General features: G+C 56.8%; 17 protein-coding genes, 1 tRNA gene and 1 pseudogene. 8 read left to right on the top strand and 11 right to left on the bottom strand.

From position 1 onward, the window contains the following. Positions 1 to 21: 21 nt before the first annotated feature. Positions 22 to 1,314 carry a UDP-N-acetylglucosamine 1-carboxyvinyltransferase gene (murA, locus tag VQ830_RS00095; protein WP_337266022.1) on the bottom strand — a complete coding sequence of 431 codons (1,293 nt, stop codon included), beginning with the start codon at positions 1,312 to 1,314 and terminating at the stop codon, positions 22 to 24. Between the two features lie 129 nt (positions 1,315 to 1,443). Next, complete coding sequence (locus tag VQ830_RS00090; protein ID WP_337266021.1) at positions 1,444 to 1,647, bottom strand: hypothetical protein; 204 nt, start codon at positions 1,645 to 1,647, stop codon at positions 1,444 to 1,446. A gap of 131 nt (positions 1,648 to 1,778) precedes the next feature. Here VQ830_RS00090 and VQ830_RS00085 point away from each other — a divergent pair. From VQ830_RS00085 to VQ830_RS00075, 3 genes are all read left to right on the top strand, one after another. Then, a tRNA-Thr gene (locus tag VQ830_RS00085) sits at positions 1,779 to 1,853 on the top strand. A gap of 205 nt (positions 1,854 to 2,058) precedes the next feature. Beyond that, the gene (locus tag VQ830_RS00080) at positions 2,059 to 2,370 is read left to right on the top strand and encodes a hypothetical protein (RefSeq protein ID WP_337266020.1); all 312 of its coding nucleotides are present in this window, start codon (positions 2,059 to 2,061) and stop codon (positions 2,368 to 2,370) included. 274 nt (positions 2,371 to 2,644) lie between these two features. Beyond that, positions 2,645 to 3,067 (top strand): hypothetical protein, encoded by a 423-nt coding sequence (locus tag VQ830_RS00075; protein ID WP_337266019.1) that lies wholly within the window; start codon positions 2,645 to 2,647, stop codon positions 3,065 to 3,067. A 217-nt stretch (positions 3,068 to 3,284) separates the two neighbouring features. On the opposite strand, the gene VQ830_RS00070 is transcribed toward VQ830_RS00075, so the two are convergent. Next, complete coding sequence (locus VQ830_RS00070; protein ID WP_438617145.1) at positions 3,285 to 3,467, bottom strand: hypothetical protein; 183 nt, start codon at positions 3,465 to 3,467, stop codon at positions 3,285 to 3,287. Between the two features lie 446 nt (positions 3,468 to 3,913). Between VQ830_RS00070 and msrA the strand changes: the two genes are divergently transcribed. Next, entirely contained in the window at positions 3,914 to 4,423 is a 510-nt protein-coding gene (gene msrA / locus VQ830_RS00065; protein WP_337266017.1) for a peptide-methionine (S)-S-oxide reductase MsrA, read from the top strand. A 63-nt stretch (positions 4,424 to 4,486) separates the two neighbouring features. On the opposite strand, the gene VQ830_RS00060 is transcribed toward msrA, so the two are convergent. Then, positions 4,487 to 4,738, bottom strand: coding sequence for a hypothetical protein (locus VQ830_RS00060; RefSeq protein ID WP_337266016.1), 252 nt, complete (start codon positions 4,736 to 4,738; stop codon positions 4,487 to 4,489). 155 nt (positions 4,739 to 4,893) lie between these two features. On the opposite strand from VQ830_RS00060, the gene VQ830_RS00055 reads away from it, so the two are divergent. Further along, positions 4,894 to 5,163, top strand: coding sequence for a hypothetical protein (locus VQ830_RS00055; protein ID WP_337266597.1), 270 nt, complete (start codon positions 4,894 to 4,896; stop codon positions 5,161 to 5,163). 124 nt (positions 5,164 to 5,287) lie between these two features. Continuing rightward, positions 5,288 to 7,348, top strand: a complete 2,061-nt coding sequence (locus VQ830_RS00050; RefSeq protein ID WP_337266015.1) for an ATP-dependent helicase — start codon at positions 5,288 to 5,290, stop codon at positions 7,346 to 7,348. A 15-nt stretch (positions 7,349 to 7,363) separates the two neighbouring features. Here the strand turns inward: VQ830_RS00050 and VQ830_RS00045 are convergent, their stop codons facing one another. The 4 genes from VQ830_RS00045 to mscL form a co-directional block, all read right to left on the bottom strand. Next, positions 7,364 to 8,446: an enoyl-CoA hydratase/isomerase family protein gene (locus VQ830_RS00045; RefSeq protein ID WP_337266014.1), complete on the bottom strand. Its 1,083-nt coding sequence runs from the start codon at positions 8,444 to 8,446 to the stop codon at positions 7,364 to 7,366. A 128-nt stretch (positions 8,447 to 8,574) separates the two neighbouring features. Continuing rightward, positions 8,575 to 9,606: a UDP-glucose 4-epimerase GalE gene (gene galE, locus VQ830_RS00040; RefSeq protein ID WP_337266013.1), complete on the bottom strand. Its 1,032-nt coding sequence runs from the start codon at positions 9,604 to 9,606 to the stop codon at positions 8,575 to 8,577. A 228-nt stretch (positions 9,607 to 9,834) separates the two neighbouring features. Continuing rightward, on the bottom strand, positions 9,835 to 11,001 hold the full coding sequence (locus tag VQ830_RS00035) for a pyridoxal phosphate-dependent aminotransferase (protein WP_337266012.1): 1,167 nt from the start codon (positions 10,999 to 11,001) through the stop codon (positions 9,835 to 9,837). A 91-nt stretch (positions 11,002 to 11,092) separates the two neighbouring features. After that, positions 11,093 to 11,530, bottom strand: coding sequence for a large conductance mechanosensitive channel protein MscL (gene mscL / locus VQ830_RS00030; protein WP_337266596.1), 438 nt, complete (start codon positions 11,528 to 11,530; stop codon positions 11,093 to 11,095). A 226-nt stretch (positions 11,531 to 11,756) separates the two neighbouring features. Here mscL and VQ830_RS00025 point away from each other — a divergent pair, with 226 nt between their 5' ends. Then, entirely contained in the window at positions 11,757 to 15,257 is a 3,501-nt protein-coding gene (locus VQ830_RS00025; RefSeq protein ID WP_337266011.1) for a PAS domain-containing hybrid sensor histidine kinase/response regulator, read from the top strand. Between the two features lie 93 nt (positions 15,258 to 15,350). Here the strand turns inward: VQ830_RS00025 and VQ830_RS00020 are convergent, their stop codons facing one another. The 3 genes from VQ830_RS00020 to VQ830_RS00010 all read right to left on the bottom strand — a co-directional run bounded on the left by VQ830_RS00020 (position 15,351) and on the right by VQ830_RS00010 (position 20,687). Next, positions 15,351 to 17,564 (bottom strand): 3-hydroxyacyl-CoA dehydrogenase NAD-binding domain-containing protein, encoded by a 2,214-nt coding sequence (locus tag VQ830_RS00020; protein ID WP_337266010.1) that lies wholly within the window; start codon positions 17,562 to 17,564, stop codon positions 15,351 to 15,353. Between the two features lie 16 nt (positions 17,565 to 17,580). After that, positions 17,581 to 18,789 carry an acetyl-CoA C-acetyltransferase gene (locus tag VQ830_RS00015; RefSeq protein WP_337266009.1) on the bottom strand — a complete coding sequence of 403 codons (1,209 nt, stop codon included), beginning with the start codon at positions 18,787 to 18,789 and terminating at the stop codon, positions 17,581 to 17,583. A gap of 101 nt (positions 18,790 to 18,890) precedes the next feature. Beyond that, on the bottom strand, positions 18,891 to 20,687 hold the full coding sequence (locus VQ830_RS00010; protein WP_337266008.1) for an acyl-CoA dehydrogenase C-terminal domain-containing protein: 1,797 nt from the start codon (positions 20,685 to 20,687) through the stop codon (positions 18,891 to 18,893). A 460-nt stretch (positions 20,688 to 21,147) separates the two neighbouring features. Here VQ830_RS00010 and VQ830_RS00005 point away from each other — a divergent pair. Further along, positions 21,148 to 23,089: pseudogene (locus VQ830_RS00005) on the top strand (hemagglutinin); the annotation flags it as partial.

Here is a 23,089-nt window from a genome sequence, read left to right as displayed (position 1 = left end):
GATCGACAGCCCCGCGTGCGCTTAGTCGCTGACACGCTCGACGACCGCGCCGCAACCGGTCAGCTTTGCTTCGAGCCGCTCGAAACCGCGATCAAGATGATAGACGCGCGAAACCATGGTCTCGCCTTCTGCAGCAAGGCCCGCGATCACCAGTGACACGGAGGCGCGCAAATCAGTCGCCATGACCGGTGCACCCTTTAGCCGCGGCACGCCCTCGATCTTCGCAGTCTGGCCGGAGAGGGAAATCTTCGCGCCAAGCCGCGCGAGTTCCTGCACGTGCATGAAGCGGTTTTCGAAGATGGTCTCGGTCACGTGAGAGACGCCGGTCGAGCGGGTCATCAAGGCCATGAACTGCGCCTGCAGATCGGTCGGAAACCCTGGAAAAGGTTCGGTCGTCACGTCGACTGGCTGTATCCCGTTTCCGTTTCTGACAATCCGCATTCCTGTTTCGGTGGCGGTGATCTCTGCGCCGGCGCGACGCAGTGTCAGCAGCGCATTATCGAGCAGCGAAACATCCGTATTTTCCAGAACGACGTCGCCGCCGGCCATTGCAACGGCCATGGCGTAGGTGCCGGTTTCGATACGGTCTGGCAACACGCGATGGCGAGCGCCGGATAGCGAGGAGACGCCTTCGATCGTGATGGTGGAGGTTCCGGCACCCGTGATCTTCGCGCCCATTGCCGTCAGGCAGCGCGCCAGATCAACGATTTCCGGTTCGCGCGCTGCGTTGTCAATGACGGTGGTCCCGCGCGCAAGTGTTGCAGCCATCAGCATCACATGGGTCGCGCCGACCGAGACCTTCGGGAAGCGATAATGCGCGCCGATCAAGCCGCCTTTGGGTGCCCGCGCGTTGACGTAGCCGCCATCGATTTCCATTTCTGCGCCGAGTGCAGTCAAGCCTTCCAGAAACAGATCGACCGGGCGCGTGCCGATCGCGCAACCGCCAGGAAGCGAAACGCGGCAATAGCCTTCCCGCGCCAAAAGCGGGCCGATGACCCAGAAAGAGGCACGCATCTTGGAGACGAGCTCGTAGGGTGCCAGCGTGTCGACAATGGTGCGGCAGGTAAAGTGGATCGTGCGCGCATAGCCTTCTTCCTGGCGTTCACGACGGCCGTTGACGGAAATATCAACGCCGTGATTGCCGAGAATACGGATGAGCTGCTCGACGTCGGCAAGATGCGGAACATTTTCCAGCGTGAGCGTATCGCTCGTCAAAAGCGATGCGATCATCAGCGGCAAGGCAGCGTTCTTAGCTCCGGAAATCGGAATAACGCCGTTCAACTCATTGCCGCCGACAATTCTGATACGATCCATGGATGATTACTCTGCTAAGGGTCTAAGCCGAAGCGAACGGTGCCTAGCGCCCGCGCCGATCGGCCGATGTGAAGGATGGGGGTCTTTAGACGAATTCGTGACAAGCTTCAATTCGAAGCCATAGGAATATTACGAATCGTTCATTTTTGCGGCAGGAAGGCCCGCCGTTTCATCCTCGTCCCCCGCGCGGCGTGCGCGAGACTGCCCCTTGCGGCGCATCAAGTTTTCCCGCAATTTCTCTGCGGCCCTCTCGCGCCGTTGCTCTGCCTGCCGTTCGACTTGGCTTTTGCGTATGGCGCGGGCTCTTTCTTTTTCGAGTTCTTTCTCGTCCATCCTGTTTTCCCGCTTAATTTTACGAAACTCTAAAGCCTCTGCCCCAAATCCTCAAGAAGTTGGAATTTGAAGCTTGCGCTTGGCATGAAGCTGTGGCAATAGCGCCCCGTCCGCATCAAAGCGGTCAACCTGCTGCCGTAGCTCAGTGGTAGAGCACACCCTTGGTAAGGGTGAGGTCGGTGGTTCAATCCCACTCGGCAGCACCATTCCTCATCTCATCCTTGATAGTTTGGCGATGAAGATCAATATGGCGCCCAGACCAGCGCATTATGTACAGTTGCGTACACGTTTAGTTTAATGACTGCCCCGGGCTTTCGTTGCATAATGGCGATACTGACAGCAGCATATTTTCAACCGGGCGCTGTCAGCTGAGGGTCTATGTGCTCCCGCCTGCTATGACAGGAGGAAGCTGTGAAAGCTTTAGCTAATCCCGCAATTCTTGCAGAACATTCTCCCGTGCGCGCCATGCTGATGGAATATGCACGCGCATATTACCATGATGAACGCGACCAAATGCGTTTGGTAGACAGAACTTTCCTGGCGCTTCCGGAAATGCTGGAGGAGGTGCGGCAAGATCGTATCGAGCAATCCTTGTTTGTCGTCATGCATCGTCTGATGCAGGCGAAACATAAAAAGACGGCTCTGCTGCATCCTAATGATCGGCAGAATATCTGTGAAACGGAAGATTGCCTACCAAAGGCAAACCACGAGGCGGTAGAGTAAACCAACCTCATTAATCCTCTGCAAAGACTGCGACAGCATCGGCCCGAAGTCGGGCCGTTTTTGTTGAAGCCTGAGCGAGCCTCCGATTGCAGGTGTGTCCGTACTTCCTTTGCGCGGAACACGTGGCATGCATGGCGACACGCTGATCCTTCGTATCGGCGAGCGCCCTATATCCAGTCGAACGAAGTTTGCTTGCGGGGCGTTATCAGCAGGGCGTTGGAACATTATCCCCCTGAAAACGTTGAGAGTGGGCCGAACGCAATGGAGGAATTCTATGTTCACGAAAATTATTGCCGCCTCGCTTCTCTCTTTGGGTCTTGCTACTTCTGCAATGGCGCAAACCTCCGCTGCTCCGGCAGCGAATACGACTGATCAGAGCGGCACGAGCGCCGATATGAACAACAACAACGCGCCTGCCAACACGAACACGAACGCCAATACCAGCACGACGAACACAACGAACACGAGCACCAACGCGACGACGGAAACGAAGAAGCCGAAGGCTCATAAGACAATGAAGAAGAAGCATGCTTCGAAGAAGCACTCGAAGAAGTATGCAAAGGCCAAGATGGGCAAGTGCGGTGGCGGCAACATGGCTGCCAACAGCTCTGGCAAGGGCAAGGGCTCTCTGCAGACGCAGGGCGGCATGAGCGATGCCACTCCGATGGACAAGAAGTGCGCTTCTATCAACAACTGATCCGATTTGATTGATCGGTTTTATGCAAGCGCATTTGGTGGTGTGAACCACTACAATATGAGGCGGTGTAGGTTGATTTCGTATCAACCTACACCGTTTTTCTATGCGGCAGCGCATTATTCTACCGTGCAGCGTGCTATATCGGCCGATATCCCGGGACAGGACTTCCTGCCTATGTCATCGGGCAAAAGATGCCGCCGAGCCTCTCCATGCCGCATCAGTCAATGAGATAATCAGGTCCAGTGTACCGCCATGTGAGCTTTAATGTCCCGTCAGGCTGCACAACGTAACGTTCATGAACGCGGTAGCCAAATTGGTCGAGGAATGTATTCTTAACGACGGTCCCTGGTGCATATCGGGAACGGACGACCTTATTGCCATAGGTAAGACTGCCCTTCATGGGCTGAGGTTCGCTCACCGTCGTACATGCTGCGATCCCAAAGACAAGTGTGACAAGCGTCAGGGAGCGGAAAAGCATTTTTCTTCCTTCATGAGAACTCGCTTAGAACACGCAAGCTGGCGAAGGGTTCCAACGTCTTGCATCAGGGCATTTGTTCACCAATCAGATCATAGCCGTGGCTTACAAAGATATGCGCCCGCTTGATAAAAGATCCCGCGCTAAAGCTTGAAGCTACGTTGCTCCCGTTTGCGTCACGGGTCTTGATCTTGCTTGGCCGCATACCGACATTGTTGAGAGTCATTTGAGCAAACACGCAAGTCGTCATCGATCGATAGCATCTGTGTTTTCTCGAATACGTCGATTTTGGCATTCAAAAACCGATACACAGTGTTGAATTGATCAGACGCTTCGATGCGGGATCTGAGTTCAGCCATATGGAGGCCTTTATGACAACCGAACGTGCAGTACTGGCAGGCGGATGCTTCTGGGGCATGCAAGATCTTATTCGGCGCATGGATGGGGTGCAGTCTACGCGCGTTGGCTATAGTGGCGGAGATGTGCCAAATGCGACCTATCGCAATCACGGCACGCATGCTGAAGCCATCGAGATTTTCTTCGATCCGGCCAAGCTGAGCTATAGAGATTTGCTCGCCTTTTTCTTCCAGATCCACGATCCGACCACCAAGAACCGCCAAGGCAACGATGTTGGCACCAGCTATCGTTCGGCAATCTATTATACCAGCGAAGACCAAAAGCGGGTTGCCGAAGAGACGATTGCCGATGTCGAAGCATCGGGTCTTTGGCCAGGCAAAGTCGTGACGGAAGTTGAACCCGTTGGCGATTTCTGGGAAGCCGAGCCGGAGCACCAAGATTATCTTGAACGCTATCCTAATGGCTATACGTGCCACTTTCCTCGGCCAAATTGGAAGCTGCCGGAACGCAGGTCCGCGGCCTGACTGAAAAGCGCGTTCAAGAGTGCTCCAATATCAACGTCGGCGGAAGTCACCGCCGACGTTCTACTAGCAGCTCTTTGTGTCGTTTACTTCAATGTATCCGACGCCAATGATGGTGCCGTCAGGCGCACGAATGAAAGAGGGAAGGTAATGAGGATCGGACGGGGCACAGGAAACAGATCCCGTGTATTCGTTCAGCGCTATTTCATCCTGGGGCAGGACCGAATAGTCAATGTTGGTCTCTAAACTCGCATAGGCTGGCGTTATACAAGCCGCAACAACGAGAGCTGCCATGCTTCCCTTCAAAACGCAGTTCATTCGCGTCTCCAATCTTCGATTCGTCAGATCAACACCTAAATTGATCTTTGGTTCCAAGTGGAACGGCGCGCACAGGAACTTGATACAAGAGACAAAATGCAACTTGGCATAATAGGTTTTCGACCTACTTTTTTCGTAACGAGGATCGGGGCATGATGAAAACGTGCGTTATAAGCCTGACGGCTGTAGGCCTTCTTCTTGGCGGCTGCACGACAAATCGCGACAGCGATCCGCAGCCGATCCCTGGCAGCATCACCTATGGCGGACAGCCAAAGACGAGGCTGACCAAGGCTCCGGTCGGAGGATATGTCTATAACGACTTCCGCGACTCGACCGGCTACCGCGTTCATGAGACCTACATCATCCAGCCGGACCGAAGCCTGCGCCTCATGCGGCGCGAAATCATTCCCGATTTCCCAACGTAACGCCTTTCTTGGTCTTCCGTCTCTGGTGTCTTCAGATACCGAAGGTTGACAGGAATCGTATTCGCGAACATTCAAGGAACGAACGGAAGCTTCGGCATCCTGCCGTCGCCCTGGATGTTGGCGAATGTATTTAGAAAAGCTCAATTCACAGCAGCGACTTGCGGTCGAGCATGGGACCGCCAGCGAAGGACGACATGTCGCCGGACCGCTTCTGGTGATTGCCGGAGCTGGGTCGGGAAAAACGAATACACTAGCGCATCGTGTTGCTCATCTCATCGTGAAAGGCGCTGATCCCTACCGCATTCTGCTGATGACGTTCTCGCGCAGGGCCGCCTCGGAAATGACGCGGCGTGTCGGGCGGATTTGCGCAGAGGTGCTCGGGACGAATGCTTCTGCGATGGCGGATAGTCTGAACTGGAGCGGCACCTTTCACGGTATTGGCGCAAGGTTCTTGCGCGATTATGCCGAGCAGATCGGACTTGACCCCGCTTTTACCATTCACGATCGGGAAGATAGCGCCGACCTGCTGAACCTGATCCGCCAGGAACTAGGCTTTTCAAAAACGGAAAGCCGCTTCCCCGGTAAAGGTGCTTGCCTCGCGATCTATTCCCGCGCCGTCAACTCACAGAAAGAGCTTGGACTTGTTTTGAAGGAATCCTTTCCGTGGTGCGTCGGCTGGGAGGCGCAGCTAAGGGAGCTGTTTATCGCCTATGTGGAGGCCAAGCAGGCGCAGAATGTGCTGGATTACGACGATCTGCTTCTCTACTGGGCACAGATGGTCAGCGAGCCGTTGATTGCCGAAGAGATCGGCAGCCGCTTCGATCACATCATGGTCGACGAATATCAGGATACCAACCGGCTGCAAGCTTCGATCCTGATGGCCTTGAAGCCTGACGGGCAAGGATTGACCGTCGTCGGCGACGATGCTCAGTCGATCTACTCATTCAGAGCGGCGGAAGTGCGTAACATTCTCGACTTTCCGGGCTCATTCGAACCTGCCGCCAAGATCATCACGCTCGAACAGAATTATCGCTCGACCCAGCCCATTCTCAAAGCGGCCAATGCCGTCATCGATCTGGCACGCGAGCGGTTTACGAAAAACCTTTGGACGGACCGCGAGTCGTCGAGACGCCCGCGATTGGTGACGGTTCGCGATGAGTCGGAACAAGCGCGCTATGTTGCCGATCTGGTTCTCGACAATCGTGAGGAAGGCCTGAAACTGAAGCAGCAAGCCGTCCTGTTTCGCGCCTCCCACCATAGCGGCGCTCTGGAAGTAGAGCTGACACGCCGCAATATTCCCTTCGTCAAGTTCGGCGGTTTGAAATTTCTCGATAGTGCGCACGTCAAAGACATGTTGGCGGCTCTGCGTTTCGTGCAGAACCCGCGTGACAAAGTCGCCGGCTTTCGCCTGATGCTGCTGCTTCCGGGTGTGGGCCCGGCCAGCGCCGGACGGGCTCTGGATCTGATGGCCGCTGATCGCAATCCCATCCTGACGCTCAGCGAAATGCAAGCTCCTCCGCGCGCAGGCAGCGAATGGACTGAATTCGTGTCGGTGCTGCAGGAATTGAAAGGCGGTAACTATGATTGGGCTACGGAGATTGCCCGCCTGCGCGAGTGGTACCAACCGCATCTGGAACGGCTGCATGAAGATGCCCCGACCCGCCTTGCAGACATTGAACAGCTTGAACAGATTGCCGCGAGCTATCCTTCCCGAGAACGTTTTCTCACCGAACTGACCCTTGATCCACCCGATGCAACGAGCGATCACGCCGGCGCTCCGCTTTTGGATGAAGACTACCTAATCTTGTCCACGATCCATTCGGCAAAGGGACAGGAATGGACGCGGGTCTTCATGCTGAACGTGGTCGATGGGTGTATCCCATCCGATCTCGCTGTCGGCACTTCGGCCGAAATAGAGGAAGAACGCAGACTTCTCTATGTTGCGATGACGCGCGCCCGCGACCAACTTGATCTGATTGTGCCACAGCGCTTTTTCACGCATGGTCAGAACGCCCAGGGCGACCGCCATGTTTATGCCGCGCGCAGCCGTTTTCTTCCGGCCACCTTGCTTCAGTTCTTCGAGGTCTGCTCGCCAACCCAGTCCAAATCCGACGTGCAAAGCAGCCAAGCTGCCAGACAGGTTCGCATCGACATGGCAGCGCGGATGCGCGGCATGTGGAAATGACGAACGGTCAGCGGGTCATTCCTGCGTGGGCTCCTTGGAAAAGAGCGGCTGATCGGCAGGCTTGAAGAACGCCGCGAGTGCCTCTGGCTCAACCTTGTCGAATGACGATGGCTGCCATTTCGGCATACGATCCTTGTCGATGACAGCAGCCCTGATGCCTTCGTAGAAATCCTGTATTCCAAGAATTGCCAAGCAGGCGGAAAACTCGCGCTCAAGGCACTCCATCAACGTTCGGCTCTGCTTGCCACGACGAAGAAGCTCAAGGGTCAGCTTAACGCTCGTCGGAGATCGCTTGGCGATGGCCTCGTGCGTCCTACTGGCAAAATCTCCTTCTTCCGCAGCCAACGCGCCGATGATCTCCTCGATCTTTCCAAAACGCATGGTGCGATTGATCAGGTCGATATTCGACCGCAGATCGCTGTGCGAGGTTTCGCGGGCAAAGTTCTTGATGACAGCTTCGACATCACGCCCGCTCGCCGCCTTTGGCAGCTCGGCAAGTGTGTCGATCAATTCGTCGTACTGAAACGACGACATCTCGAAATCGGACAGGCCGGCCTGAATGGCGTCGGCGGCATTCAGTTCAAGCCCCGTCAGCCCAATCCATATGCCAAGTTCACCCGGCGCACGCGCCAGTAGCCATGTCGCGCCCACGTCTGGAAAATAGCCAATCCCCGTTTCGGGCATGGCCAGCCGCGTGCGCTCGGTCACGATGCGATATCGGCCATGCGCTGAGAGCCCGACGCCGCCGCCCATGGTGATCCCATCCATGAAGGCGACATAAGGCTTGGGGAAAAAGGCGATGCGGTGGTTGAGAAGAAATTCGCGCCGCCAGAACTCTTCTGCGAGTCCGGAACCGTTGCGACCACTTTGATATAAAGCGCGAATATCGCCTCCGGCGCACAGTCCGCGCTCGCCTTCACCGGAGATCGTGACAGAGGCGATCGCAGGATCGTTGGCGAAAGCTTCCAGTGCCGTATCGATTGCCTCGATCATAGGCAATGTCAGGCTGTTCAATGCCTTGGGTCTGTTCAGTCTGATGAGACCGGCAGTGCCTCGACGCTCGACAATAACAGTTTGCGCGTTTTCATCTTCGTGCATCCTCACCTCGCGTCATCAGTTCGATCTTGCAGGCGGCAGCCGACGCAGCCGCCACGCTAACCTAGGGCATCAATATGACCTGTGTACCCAAATTCTGCTGGAAGATGATTTTCTCTACACTTGTCCCGCTACATGGCGGACGCCAGAGCCCGATGCATGCGCTGAAGATCGCCAAGACTGCGCTCCATCAAGAAGATTTCCCAGTTCAGCGCACTGCGGACGATGGTCTCCAGCGTGTCATATGCCGGTTTCCAATGAAGAACACGACGGGCGAGCGAAGCATCGGCCACGACGCTTGCCGCATCGCCGGGCCGGCGTGCAGCGATATGAATCGGGAAGGAGTGGCCATGCAGACGCGTTACCATGTTGAGGACGTCCAGAACCGAGTAGCCGCCGCCATATCCGCAATTCAGCGTTATAGGGCCCCTGCCCTCGCGCAAATATGCGAGCGCATTCAGGTGAGCTTCGGTGAGATCGGCAACATGGATATAGTCTCGCACACCGGTGCCGTCATGGGTCGGGTAATCCGTGCCATAGATCGTCATCGACTGGCGTTTTCCCAATGCCGCTTCGCAGGCAACCTTGATGAGATGGGTTGCCGCACTCGTCGACTGACCAGTTCTGCCAAGAGGATCGGCGCCTGCTACGTTGAAGTAACGCAGGGCGACATAGGTGAAGTCATATGCGGACGCGACGTCGCGCAGCATCAGTTCGCTCATCAGTTTCGATTGGCCATAAGGGCTTTCCGGCCTCAGAGGATCACTTTCTGATACCGGCTTTTGGGATTGCGGCTGGCCATAGACAGCTGCCGTCGACGAAAACACCAGATGGCGCACACCGGCCTTGATGGCCATATCGACCAGCGTGCGTGTGCGCGCGGTGTTGTTATCGTAATAGGAAAGCGGATCGGTCACAGAGGCCGGCACGATCGTGGAGCCGGCGAAATGAATAATTGCCTCGATGTCGTTTTCGATAAAGATCGTTTTCAAGATCTTTTCGTCGCCGATATCGCCGAGATAAAATCTCGCGTCCGGCGCAACAGCCCAGCGAAAGCCTGTCGATAACCGATCCACGACCACGACGTCCTCACCGGCATCCAGCAATGCCCAGACCATGTGGCTGCCGATATAGCCAGCACCACCGGTGACCAGAATTGCCATTGCTCCCTCCAATCCAAATAGAACGAGAGCATCCAAGCGGGATTTCCTTGCCGATGTCCTTAATTTGGGCCTGCTGGCGCCCCAGAGCACGGGTAAGTTTGGCGGCGTGGTGAAGGAGCGGCTTGCACAGTCGCTAAAATTTTATCGAGCGATCAATTTAGCACGCGGTGCGTCCGAAGACTGGCGTAATGAACTTGCGCAGCCTTGATCGGCACGAGAGTTCAACCGTTAGAGACTTCCGATATAATCGAAAAGCCGTTTTGCTGCTTCTTCCATCTGTGCCGGATCGCGCAGAAAACAGGCTCTGAGAAACAGTTCTCCGCCAGGACCGAATGCGGTGCCCGGTGCAAGCCCGACGCCTGTCTTATCGACGATATCAATCGCGGCCTTCCGGCTATCGGAGACCCCATCGATTTTGAGAAAGGCGTAAAGCGCGCCTTCAGGCTTTAGCGTCTCAACCCGGTTGGTTGCGATCAAGGCGTCACACAGGACGTCGCGCGATTTCGCAGCCCGTTCGATGTTCGCGGCAACAAACTGATCGCCCTCTTCCAAGGCGGCAACCGCACCGCGTTGAATAAACTGGGCAACACCCGAAGTGGAATATTGGATCAGATTTTCGATCACCTGCCCGATCTCGGGCGGACCGACGATCCAGCCGATACGCCATCCTGTCATGGACCAGTTTTTAGAAAAGGAATTGACGAAAAGAACGCGATCGTCCGGCCTCATCACATCCAGAAATGACGGCGCGCGTCCACCCAGGAAGTAGTAAAGCGCGTAGATTTCATCGGCCATGATCCACAGATCGTGACGCCGCGAAAGTTCAAGAAGCTGTTGAAGATCATCGCGGCTTGCCGTCCATCCCGTTGGATTGGACGGGGTATTGATGAAGAGGACGCGCGTTTTCGGGGTGATCGCCTGTTCGAGCTTCTCGATATCAAGGCGCCAGCGCCCACCGGAAAAGTCCAGCTTCACCGGAACGGAACGCCCACCCGCGATTTCCAGCGCAGCCGAAATGTTCGGCCACGCGGGAGACAGATAGATCAGTTCGTCGCCCGGCGACGTCAAAGCCTGGACGGCAATTTGAATGGCCTGCATTCCAGAGCCGGTTACGAAGAAGTGGTCGGCGGGTAACGTGCTTTGGAAATGACGCTTGTAATAGTCGCTCAATGCCTGACGAAGTTCGGGGATGCCGCGCTGATAGGTATAGAAGGTCTCGCCCGCTTGCAGACTGGCAGCCGCGGCTTTCGAGATGAAATCTGGCGTCGAAAGATCGCCCTCGCCCACCCATAGCGGAATGAGACCATCGCGGCCGCGGGCATAGTTTACCACCTCCACGATGCCGCTTTCAGGGGCGAGGCGAGCGCGCGGGCTCAAGCTTTCGAGAACGGTCATGGTGCACTCCAAGTTTGGCTTCCCATAGACCAAACTTGGAGCGAAATCATATGATATTCCGTGATGATCGATCTATTCCGCTGATCGATCCTTAGGCGACAGGGCGCTTGGCAAGAAGGTCGCGGATTTCCGTCAGCAGTTGAACATCGGCTGGCGGTGGCGGTGCTTCCTTCGGATCTTCCTTGGCCTTGCGTTCGACCTGCTTGCGCAGCGTGTTCACACCCTTCACCATAAGAAAGATGATCCAGGCCAGGATCAGGAAGTTGATGAGCACGGTTAGGAAGTTGCCGTAGGCAAAGACCGCACCCTGCTGGCGCGCTGCCGCCAATGTCGGAGCGTTGACGGCAGATGACAACGGAATGAAGTAGTTCGAAAAATCGAAGCCACCGAAAATAGCCCCGACGATTGGCATGATGATATCGTCGACAAGCGATTTCACGATCCCGCCGAATGCACCGCCGATGATGACACCGACAGCCAAATCCATGACATTGCCTCGCGCGATGAAGGCCTTAAATTCATTGACCATGCTCATGAGTGTATCCTTTCGTCCCTCTCCGAACATTTGCCGGCCCAGTCCGGCAAACCTTCCATGAGTCTACATAAATTCCGATTTCGGATAATCAATTGCAACGGCGGGAAGAATATCGAGCGACGCTCTTCGACTTAAGGCTTAAATGCTTCGCATTTTCAATGGCGGCAATTTCCCCTAATCTTCGGTTAGAGGCCGGCCGATCTTTGCCGGCGGAGATGAGATGCTGCCAGGGTGGATCATATTTGCAGGGGCATTCGGCTATCTGCTGACGCTGTTTGCCGTGGCGAGCTATGGCGATCGCAAAAGCAGCGAGATCGGCAGAACGAGCCGTGCTCAGCCGTGGATCTATGCCCTTAGCCTCGCAATTTATTGCACCTCTTGGACCTACTTTGGCGGCGTGGGTCTTGCTGCGCATCGCGGCTTTGAATTCCTGGGCATCTATATTGGTCCAATTCTGGTCTTCACTTTGGGCCTGCCTCTGCTTCGGCGCATCATCGCCCTTGCAAAGGCGGAAAAGCTCACGTCTGTCGCAGACTTCATCGCCGCGCGTTATGGCAAGAACTCGACGGTTGCCACGACCGTCGCATTGATCGTGCTGGTCGGTACGGTTCCCTACATCGCCCTTCAGCTGAAGGCGATTTCCAGCACGGTATCAGCCATGCTGGTTCTTTCGGAGCCCGGACTTGGAAAGAGCATTTCCCCTTACTTCGATCTCACCTTAATTGTTACCGTAGTTCTTGCCTGCTTTTCCATTATGTTCGGAACGCGCCATACGGATGCAACGGAGCATCAAGATGGGCTCATTCTTGCCGTTGCCATGGAATCGGTCTTGAAGCTCTTCGCATTCTTGACCGCTGGCATCTGCATTGTCTGGTTTCTCTTCGGTGGCCCGACAGATCTTTGGCAAAAGGGCCTCAGCAGCGAGCTTGTTACCAGCGCACTGAGTTACCAGACGCCGATCAGCCGCTGGATTACGCTTACCATTCTGTCTGCCTTTGCCATCATCATGTTGCCACGGCAATTCCACGTCATGGTCGTTGAGAACCGCGACGAGCGCCAGCTCAAGCTCGCCGGCGTGCTCTTCCCAGCCTACCTCGTCGTCATTAATCTCTTCGTTTTGCCGATTGCGATGGCGGGTCTGCTAACCTTTGGCGGAAATGGGGATCCCGACCTTTACATGCTGGCGCTGCCGATCGCGGGCAATGTGCCTCTTGTCTCTCTCGTCACCTTTATCGGCGGCTTTTCGGCGGCAACGGCCATGGTGATTGTCGATAGCGTTGCGCTTTCGATCATGGTCTCAAATGATATCATCATGCCGATCTTCCTGCGCCGGAAGTTGGCCGGGTTTGGAACGCATCGGAGCGATTTCGCCCACACGCTCCTCATCATCCGTAGGAGCGCCATTTTCGCCATCTTGCTGCTCGGCTACGCGTATTATCGCGCCGTGGACAGCGAGACGGGTCTTGCTTCCCTTGGGCTGACATCCTTTGCCGCCATCGCTCAGATCGCCCCGGCGCTTCTGGGTGGCTTGATCTGGCGTCGAGCCAATGCCCGAGGCGCCGTTCTTGGCTTGACCTCGGGTTTCGTGATCTGGATCTACCTTTTGCTGATGCCTTCGCTCGGTGGTCCAAACTACTCGGGCGCCGCAAGCGCGATCCTGGGTTTCGTCTTCGCTGGCGCTTCGGTCTTTTCCGGTCCTCAAGCCGATCCTTTGGTGAATGCTTCCGTATTAAGTCTTCTCGTCAATACGATCTGTTTCGTCGGCGGCTCCTTGACGCGCCATCCAAGGCCGCTGGAACGCATCCAGGCAGGCATCTTCGTCAAACGCCGCCGTCGCTCGCAGTTTGCAACGCGCGCGTGGAAAACCGGGATCAGCATTGGAGAGCTGAAGGCGGCAATCGCGCGCTATCTCGGCGAAGAGCGCATGCAGCGCTCGATCGCCACCTATGAAGAACATATTGGCAAGCAGCTCAAAGACGATCAGCCCGCCGATATGGCGCTCATCCATTTCAGCGAGCAGCTGCTTGGCAGCGCCATCGGCTCTGCTTCCGCCAGACTGGTGCTTTCCCTGATTCTGCAGCGCACGGAGGACGCATCTTCGGATACCGCCTGGCTGCTGGACCAGGCAAGCGAAGCGCTTCAATACAACCAGGACATGCTGCAGACCGCGCTTTCCCAGATGGATCAGGGAATTGCGGTTTTCGATAGTTCCCAACGGCTGTCGATCTGGAACCGCCGCTTCCGACAATTGCTTGACCTACCGGAGCAGGTCGGTCAGGTCGGGTTTCCACTTGCCGAGATTCTGAACGATCTTGCTGCGCGCGGCGCCGTAACGACCAGCGGACAACTTCTCTCCGTCGAAAACTTCACCTTGCCGGACAAGCCGTTCCAACTCGTCCTGGCTGATGGAGAGCGCATCGTGGAAGTGCGCTCAAACGCCATGCCGGGCAAAGGTCTTGTCGCCACCTTCACGGATATCACCCAACGCGTCAGCGCCGATCGCGCCTTGAAGCAGGCGAACGAAACGCTGGAACAGCGCGTAGCAAAGCGCACAGCGGAGCTGACCCGCGTCAATACAGAGCTCGCCGATGCGCGTGCAGCTGCCGATGAGGCAAATATCGGCAAAACGCGCTTTTTTGCAGCCGCCGGCCACGATATCCTGCAGCCTTTGAATGCTGCGCGCCTTTACTCGTCTGCGCTGGCAGAAAGAATGGCTCTCTCGGACCATGCTCCCATCGCGCGCAATATTGATTCCGCCTTGGAATCCGTCGAGGCGATCTTGGGGGCGGTCCTCGATATCTCGCGTCTCGACACCGGTGCCATGCGTGCCAAAGTATCGACTGTCTCGCTTTCTGAAATTCTCGAGCGCATTGCGACGGATTTTGCGCCGATTGCGAGGGAAAAGCAGCTAAAATTGATTGTGATGCCGACATCGCTCCACGTGCGGTCCGACCCGAACCTTCTTCGCCGTCTTGTCCAGAACCTCGTTTCCAACGCAATCAAATATACGATTACGGGAAAGGTGCTTGTCGGCGTACGACGCAATGGCAAATCCGCCGTAATCCAAGTGGTGGATTCTGGCATTGGTATTCCCACAAGCAAGGTCCGAACGGTGTTCAAGGAATTTGCGCGATTGGATGAAGGTGCCCGCACGGCATCCGGCCTTGGGCTCGGACTTTCCATCGTCGATCGCATTGCGCGCGTGCTCGGCCATCCCGTGGAACTGAAGTCGGTCCACGGCAGAGGCACGGATTTTCGCATCACCTTACCAATGGTGAGAACGAGCCAGAGGCCGAAGATCCCGCAACAGCTCCATCAGCGGGACCCTGCCGAGCCGTTGAAGGGTCTTCATATTCTGTGCATCGACAACGAGCCCGAGATTCTGGAAGGCATGCGGCTTCTTCTGACAGGATGGGGATGTCGGATTACGACGCTGACGGAGCTTGTGTCAGAAAGCCAGGTTCTGGCTGAAGGACCCTTCGATCTGATTATTGCAGATTATCATCTCAGCCACGCCACAGGTATCGATGCGATCAGGCGCCTTCGGCGCGAGGCAGGAATGTCCATCCCTGCGCTGCTTGTTACGGCCGACCGGTCGCCGGAAGTTCGTGCCGAGGCCGAGGAAAATGCGATTGCTGTGCAGAACAAGCCGGTGCGTCCGGCCGCCCTGCGAGCCTTTATCACCCAATTGTCTTTGCAGCGGCGTGCAGCCGCAGAATGACGCAACTCTTTTGCAGGCCTTCAATGAAAAGCCGGATTTGGATAACTTCACCCAAATCCGGCTTTGCTTGGTTTCGTCGGCGTGAACCGCAGATTAAGCAGCTTGCCGTTCAGCCTTGTATGGATCAAACCGCGTGTAGAAGGTCTCGCCCTTTTCGGCCATGTCCTGCAACAGCGGCGTCGGTCTGAAGTGATCGCCGTACTTCTTCGCCAGCTTTTCAGCCAGCGCCACAAAGTTCGCAACACCCATCCCGTCGATATATGAAAGCGTACCCCCGGTATAAGGCGCAAAGCCGAAGCCGAGGATGGAGCCAACGTCCGCCTCACGCGGATCCGTCACGATCCCTTCCTCCATTGTCCGGGCAGCTTCCAGAGCGATGGTGACCAGAAGGCGCTCTTTTAGCTCCGCCATATCGACCTTGTCCGCCGACTTTTGCGGATAAAGCTCCTTGAGGCCTGGCCAGAGCTGCTTCTTCGCTGGCTTTGCCGGATAATCGTAGAAGCCTTTGCTGTTCTTGCGTCCGCGCCGATCAAGCTCGTTCACCAGCCTATCGACCAATGCCATATGCTCAGGCTTGACCGAGGAGGCCCCGAGATCGGCGATGGATGCCTTCATGATCTTCTGGGACAGATCGACGGCAACCTCATCATTCAGCGCAAGTGGCCCAACCGGCATGCCCGCCATCTTCGCGGCGTTTTCGATCATGACGGGCGGCACGCCCTCGATCAGCATATCGTAGGCTTCGTTCATGTACCGGAAGACGCAGCGGTTAACGTAGAACCCGCGCGTATCGTTGACGACGATCGGCGTTTTTTTGATTTTACTTACGAAATCGAGTGCGACGGCCAATGCCTTGTCGCCGGTTTGCTTGCCGAGAATAACCTCGGTGAGCATCATCTTTTCGACCGGGGAGAAGAAGTGGACACCAATGAACTGGGTCGGCCGCTTAGAATTTTCCGCAAGGCCGGTGATCGGCAGCGTCGACGTATTGGAGGCAAAGATCGCGCCCTCCTGCAGGACAGCTTCGACCTTTTCGATGACGTCCTTCTTGACGGCGCGGTCCTCGAATACCGCTTCGATGACGAGGGATACGTCTGACAGGCTTCCATAATCGGCTGTCGGCGTGATCAGCGAGAGCAGCTTTTCGCCCTCTTCCTTCGAAAAGCGACCCTTCGCCACAGAATCGGCAACCAGCTTTTCCGAAACAGCCTTGCCTTTGGCCGCCGCTTCCTCGTCGCGATCAATCAACGATACCGCAATGCCGGCAGCCGCGCTGACATAGGCAATGGACGCACCCATGAAGCCTGCACCAACGACGCCGATTTTCTTCAGATCCGTCTTCTCGACATTGGCTGGACGTCGTGCGCCCTTGCCAAGTTCCTGCATCGAAATGAACAGAGAACGGATCATCGAGAAGGCTTCAGTGGAACGCAGGATCTGCGTGAAATATCGCTGCTCCACTTTCAAGGCCGTGTCGAAGGGCAGTTGGAGACCTTCATAAACACACTTGAGGATGGCGAGCGCGGCCGGATAGTTTCCTGCCGTTTCGCGGCGAAGGATGGCCGGCGCGGCAGGCCAAAGCTGTGCGGCAGCAGGTGTCCAGATGCCGCCACCGGGAGCTTTGAAACCTTTCTCGTCCCACGGCGCTACAGGCTTGAGGCCGTCCTTGATCATTTGCTTGGCAGCATTGATCAGTTCTTCCGGAGCGACAGTTTGATGAATGAGGTTCATCGCTTTGGCGCGGGCCGGCGTCAGCGTCTGACCTGTGGTCATCATCTGCAGCGCATCTTGGGCATTGGCAAGACGCGGCACGCGTTGAGTGCCGCCGGCGCCTGGAAAGATACCGACTTTTACCTCTGGGAGAGCCAGCTTGACCGTCTTTGCGTTGGAAGCAACGCGACCATGGCATGCCAGAGAAAGCTCAAAGGCTCCGCCCATGCAGGTGCCGTTGATGGCAGACACCCATGGCTTGCCGCAGGTCTCGACCTTACGAAAGAGCCCGCTCATCTTGCCAACGAGATCGAAGAGCTTTGCCGCCGCGCCATCAGGGTCCGCAGCCTTTTCCTGCTGGTAGAAGGAAAACATCGACTTGATCATCGATAGGTCAGCGCCGCCGGAAAAGGTCGATTTGCCCGACGTGAAGACAACGCCTTTTACGGCGGCATCTGCAACCACGGCATCGACGATGGCGTTCAGTTCGCCGAGTACTTCCTCGGTGAAAACATTCATGGATTTGTCGGGCATGTCCCATGTCACGAGCGCAATGCCGTCCTGATCCGTCTCGATCTTGAAATTCTTGTAGCTCACTGTCGTTCCTCCCAGATCAGACGCGTTCAATAACGGTTGCCGTACCCATGCCGGCTCCGATGCACAGCGTGACCAAGGCAGTGTTGAGATCGCGCCGTTCCAATTCGTCGAGCACAGTGCCAAGGATTATGGCGCCCGTCGCCCCGAGCGGATGGCCCATCGCGATCGCGCCGCCATTAACGTTCAGTTTGTCGCTTGGAATATCGAAGGCCTGCATGTAACGCAGGACAACCGCGGCAAAAGCCTCGTTCAGCTCGAACAGATCGACGTCGGCCAAGCTCATGCCGCTGCGCTTCAGAAGCTTTTCCGTTACATCTACCGGTCCTGTCAGCATCAGTGCCGGGTCCGATCCAATGTTGGCGAAGGTGCGGATGCGCGCGCGTGGCTTAAGGCCCATGGCCTGTCCGCCCGCCTTTGATCCCAGCAGAACGGCCGCGGCACCATCGACGATGCCGGAAGAATTGCCGGCATGGTGCACGTAATTGATGCGCTCGACCTCGGGGTGCGCCTGAATGCCGACGGCTTCAAACCCGCCCATCTCTCCAGGCATCTGGAAAGACGGATTGAGAGAGGCAAGCGCCTGCATATCGGTTCCCGGCCGCATGTGCTCGTCGCGATCCAAAATGGTCAGTCCATTGACATCCTTGACGGGGATCACCGAATTCTTGAAGTAGCCCTGCTCCCAGGCATGGGCCGCCCGCTTCTGGCTCTCGACGGCATAGGCGTCGACATCATCGCGGGAAAATCCGTATTTTGTGGCAATGAGATCAGCCGAAACGCCCTGTGGCATAAAATAGGCTGGAAAGTTGACCGATGGGTCCATGTACCAGGAGCCGCCCGACATGCCCATGCCGACGCGCGACATGGACTCCACGCCGCCCGCGATGACGATGTCGTCGGAGCCCGCTGTGATCTTGCCCGCAGCGAGATTGACGGCATCAAGGCCGGAGGCGCAGAAACGCGAAATCTGCATGCCTGGCGCCTTGAAATCGTAGCCAGCCTCGAACGCGGCAGCCTTTGGAATAACGGCGCCAGCATCCATGACGGGATCGACGCAGCCCATAATGATGTCATCGACACTGGACGTATCCAGGCCGTTGCGATCGCGCAACGCCTCCAACGTCTTAGCGGCGAGGCGAACGGACGGCACTTCGTGAAGCGACCCATCTTTTTTGCCACGCCCGCGCGGCGTGCGAACATGGTCATAGATATAGGCTTCGGTCATTGTCTATCTCCCTAGGCAGCCTAAGGCTGCAATCCTTCTGGCCATAAAGGTCGCCAGCGCCTCGGTACCTGGCGTTCGGTCGACCTCTTATGCAATGCGTCTCAGAAAGCCTCGGCCGCAAGCTCCATCATGCTCTCAGCGCCTGTCTCGATCCGCGCCCGGCGCAGCGCTGTTTCCGGCATGATACGCTCCATGAAGAACCGTCCTGTGACAAGCTTGTTCTTCAGGAAATCCTCCCGCTCGCCATCGCCGGCCGCAAGCGACTCTTGCGCCGCCTTTGCCATCTTGGCCCACATATAGCCAAAAACGACCAATCCGAAGAGATGCATGTAGTCGGTGGAGCCAGCTCCTGCATTGTCGGGCTTTGCCATGGCGTTCTGCATGAACCACATGGTTGCGCCCTGAACGTCATTCAGGCCCTTTTTCAGATGCTTCGTAAAGAAGCTGAGATTCTCGTCACCCCGGTTTTCTTCGCAGAAGTCGCCGATTTCCTTGAACAAGGCCATGACGGCGCGTCCGCCGTTGGCGGCAAGCTTGCGCCCGACGAGATCGAGCGCCTGGATGCCATTGGCGCCTTCATAGATCATGGCGATGCGCGCATCGCGCACATACTGGCTCATGCCATATTCTTCGATATAGCCGTGCCCGCCAAAGACCTGCTGGGCCATCACGGCATGATCGAAGCCCTTGTCGGTCATCACGCCCTTCAGGATCGGCGTCACCAAGCCCAGAATATCATCGGCAGTCTGTCTTTCCGCTTCATCTGCCGCACGATGAGCGATGTCGGACTTCAAAGCCGTCCAGAGAAGGAAGGCGCGACCGGCTTCGTTGAAGGCGCGGATCGTCATCAAGCTTCTGCGAATGTCAGGATGGACAATGATCGGGTCAGCTTTGCCATTCGGGTTTTTCGCCCCGGAGAGCGAGCGGCCCTGCAAGCGATCACGCGCATAGGCCACCGCATTTTGATAGGCAGTTTCGGCAATCGAAAGACCTTGCAGGCCGACACCGAGACGGGCCTCGTTCATCATCACGAACATCGCCGACAGGCCCTTGTTCTCCTGCCCGATAAGGTAGCCGGTCGCGCCGTCATAGTTCATGACGCAGGTCGCGTTGCCGTGAATACCCATTTTGTGCTCGATCGCGCCGCAGATCACCTTGTTGCGCTCGCCGGGCGTTCCGTCCTCGTTCAAGATAAACTTCGGTACGATGAAGAGCGAAATGCCCTTGGTGCCTTCCGGCGCACCTTCGATCCGCGCGAGGACGAGATGGATGATGTTCTCCGTCATGCTGTGCTCGCCTGCGGAGATGAAGATCTTCTGTCCGGAAATCTTATAGGTTCCGTCACCGGCCGGAACGGCCTTGGTGCGCAGAAGGCCGAGATCCGTACCGCAATGCGGCTCTGTCAGGTTCATCGTTCCCGACCAGACGCCCTGCACCATTTTCGGCAGATAGGCACCTTTTTGCTCAACTGAGCCATGGGCGAGGATTGCCGCGATCGCGCCCTGGGTCAGGCCGGGATACATCATCAAGGACATGTTTGCGGACGACATGTATTCGCCAACGGCCGAATGAAGAAGATAGGGCAGGCCCTGGCCGCCATATTCCTCGGGAACGGCAAGGCCGATCCAGCCGCTCTCGGCATATTGGTCATAGGCTTCCTTAAAGCCTGCCGGCACTTTGACAGTGCCGTCTTCCAGCCGTACGCAACCTTCCTGGTCACCGGACAGGTTCAGCGGAAACAGCACCTCTTCAGCAACCTTGGCAGCTTCGCCCAAAATCGCTTCCAGCATGTCTGGGGTCGCATCGGCGAAGCCTGGCAGGTTGTTGTATCGCTCCAGGCCCAGAACATCCTTCATGATGAAAAGTGTGTCGCTCACAGGAGCCTTATAGACCGGCATCTTCCTCTTCCCTTCAATTTGGCGTGCCGGACTCCCCCGGCTCTCCAGAGTGGGCACAGAATATTGACGTTTGCGTAAACGTCAATAGAAGCCTCAGCGCATTTTGTCACAATGACGCGATCCCCAAACCCTGCACGTTCTGAGACGTAGGCCTCTTGAAAGCTGCTACCACAGCGTTTGCCTTGTCCCTTTACGCGGTCAGTCTTTCGCACGAATGGGTTGCTACAGGACAATTTCACCAGAGCATTAACGCGTTGTTTACCATGTTGCGGGAAACGTGATGACTGCACATCGGCGCATCGCACATCCTTGATTCCAAGCTACGGGCACTCTGATCATGCGGAAAGTCCGGCGAAAGTCTTAGGGTATATGTGCGCAGGACGTGTCGATTCAATTTGGTGGAAACGCCAGTTGATGGAACAGCCAGTTTCGGCCCTCAGGCCAAAAAGCGAGCATAAAAATGAACGGATCGCGATCACTTCCTCACCGACAGTCCGACAGAGCCGCGCTCGATGCTCTGAACCGGACGATCGAAGGTTTGGAAGCGCGTATTGAAGGTTTGATCCATTCGAGCGCGCCGGCGCATGGGCAACCAAAGCGGCAGCCTGCGCCATCGCAGGAGCGCGATAGCCGGAGCATTGCGCCCGCAGCGCCCTCATCAGATCCGCTTGCCGAAATTCGTCAACGTCAACGGATGCTTGCGGCAAGCCGCGATCGCGCGCTCCGCGAAACAGCAACCTACGCTTCGCAGACGCCTGAGCGTTCTCATGAGCGCGCAAGCGCGGCTGCGCCTCTTCGCAGCGAGATGCAGCGGACTTCCGAACTCGGTAAGGACGCAGCAGCACGCCCGACATCGCGCGCAGACGATGCGTTGACAGACATTGCGGAAGCTCTCGCCAATCTCCGCCAGGATCTTAAACGAGATATTTCGGAAGGCGTATCGCGCGAAATGGACGCGCTGCGCGGCGAATTACACGATATTCGCGTCACCGCGGCAGATCGTCAGGTCACAGACGATCTGCGCAGCGACATGGGACGTCTTGCAGATAGTATCGAGCGGCTGGCCGGCCGTTCCGATCACCCAAAGGCTGCCGATCTTCGCGGTGAATTTCACGAACTCCGTTCATTGATCGATGGATTGGCGCGCGAAGAATCGCTTCGCCACATCGACGATCGCTGGTCGGGCGTTGAAGATCGTCTCAAAAGCCTCGACACAGCCGGCCTTCAGGAAGAACTGGTCTCACTGGTTTACAGACTGGATGACATCAAGCGAAACCTCGGCGCAATGGGCGACAGCGCCGACATTCGCGCGCTGGAAAACAAGCTGATCTCCATTGCCAGCGCTATGGAGCACTTCGGCAGTCTGATGCAGCCGCACGACAAGACCATGGTCGAGCAATTTGCTGCGATCGACAGCCGACTGGATGAGATTTCCCGCGCGATCGCCGCAGCAGGCCGCAAACCGGAAAGCGTCGATCAGAATGCAATGAGCCGGCTTGAGCAACGCTTGTCGAGCCTTTCCGAACAGATCGACCGTATCGGGCGCGAGAGCGCAAGCAGGCACCATCCGGCCGATGAGCTCAATGCCCGTATCGAGATGCTGACGCGCCGGGCCGAAGAACTCGGCACTGCCGAGGCTGCGGCGCGACTGGACGAGCGTCTGGAACAGCTGGCTTACATGCTGGAGCAGAACAACCGGACCATCTCGAGATCAGACTTTTCGGCGGCGCTTGCCGATATATCTCACAAGATCGATGGACTGGACAGCACGTCTTTGACGGAAGTGCTGGCCGAGCGCCTCGATGCCCTTTCCCGCCGTATCGACGACCTCGATTCGAAACGATCGGCTCCGTCGATCGATGACAGCGCTTTCCGGCGTATCGAAGGCCGCCTCGGCGATATCGCCATGCGGCTTGAAGAAAACGTCGCTGCAGCCCACAACCCGCAGGCCCTGCGCAACCTTGAAAGCCAGATAACGCATCTGTCGACGCTTCTGGCAGAGCCGCGTCCTGCCGCCGAGATTCCGAGCGAGCTCGATCGGCGCATGGGTGCCATCGAGGATTATATCGCGACCAACGACGAATATATCGTTGAGGCTGCCAGGCAGGCGGCTGAGGCCGTCGTCGAAGCCTATGCCCACAATGGCTCGGCCGGTCATGCCGATACCGCGGCGCTCGCTTCGCTTGCAGACGATCTTCGCCATCTCGAAGCCCTGAGCCGCGGCAGCGAAGAGCGTACGCACGAGACTTTCAAGGCGCTGCACGACACCCTGGTACAGATCGCAAGACGACTCGACACTATCGAAGGATCGACGAGGACCGCGGCCGCGATGCCGAGGACCGACGAGGAGTTGCACGTAGCTTCGCAAGCGCTTGTCGCAGAGACGGCTCGGCAGCCGAGCC

This window comes from Oryzifoliimicrobium ureilyticum, from assembly GCF_037199735.1.
Classification (GTDB): Bacteria; Pseudomonadota; Alphaproteobacteria; order Rhizobiales; family Rhizobiaceae; genus Rhizobium; species Rhizobium ureilyticus.
This window is presented reverse-complemented; position numbering and strand designations above follow the sequence as displayed.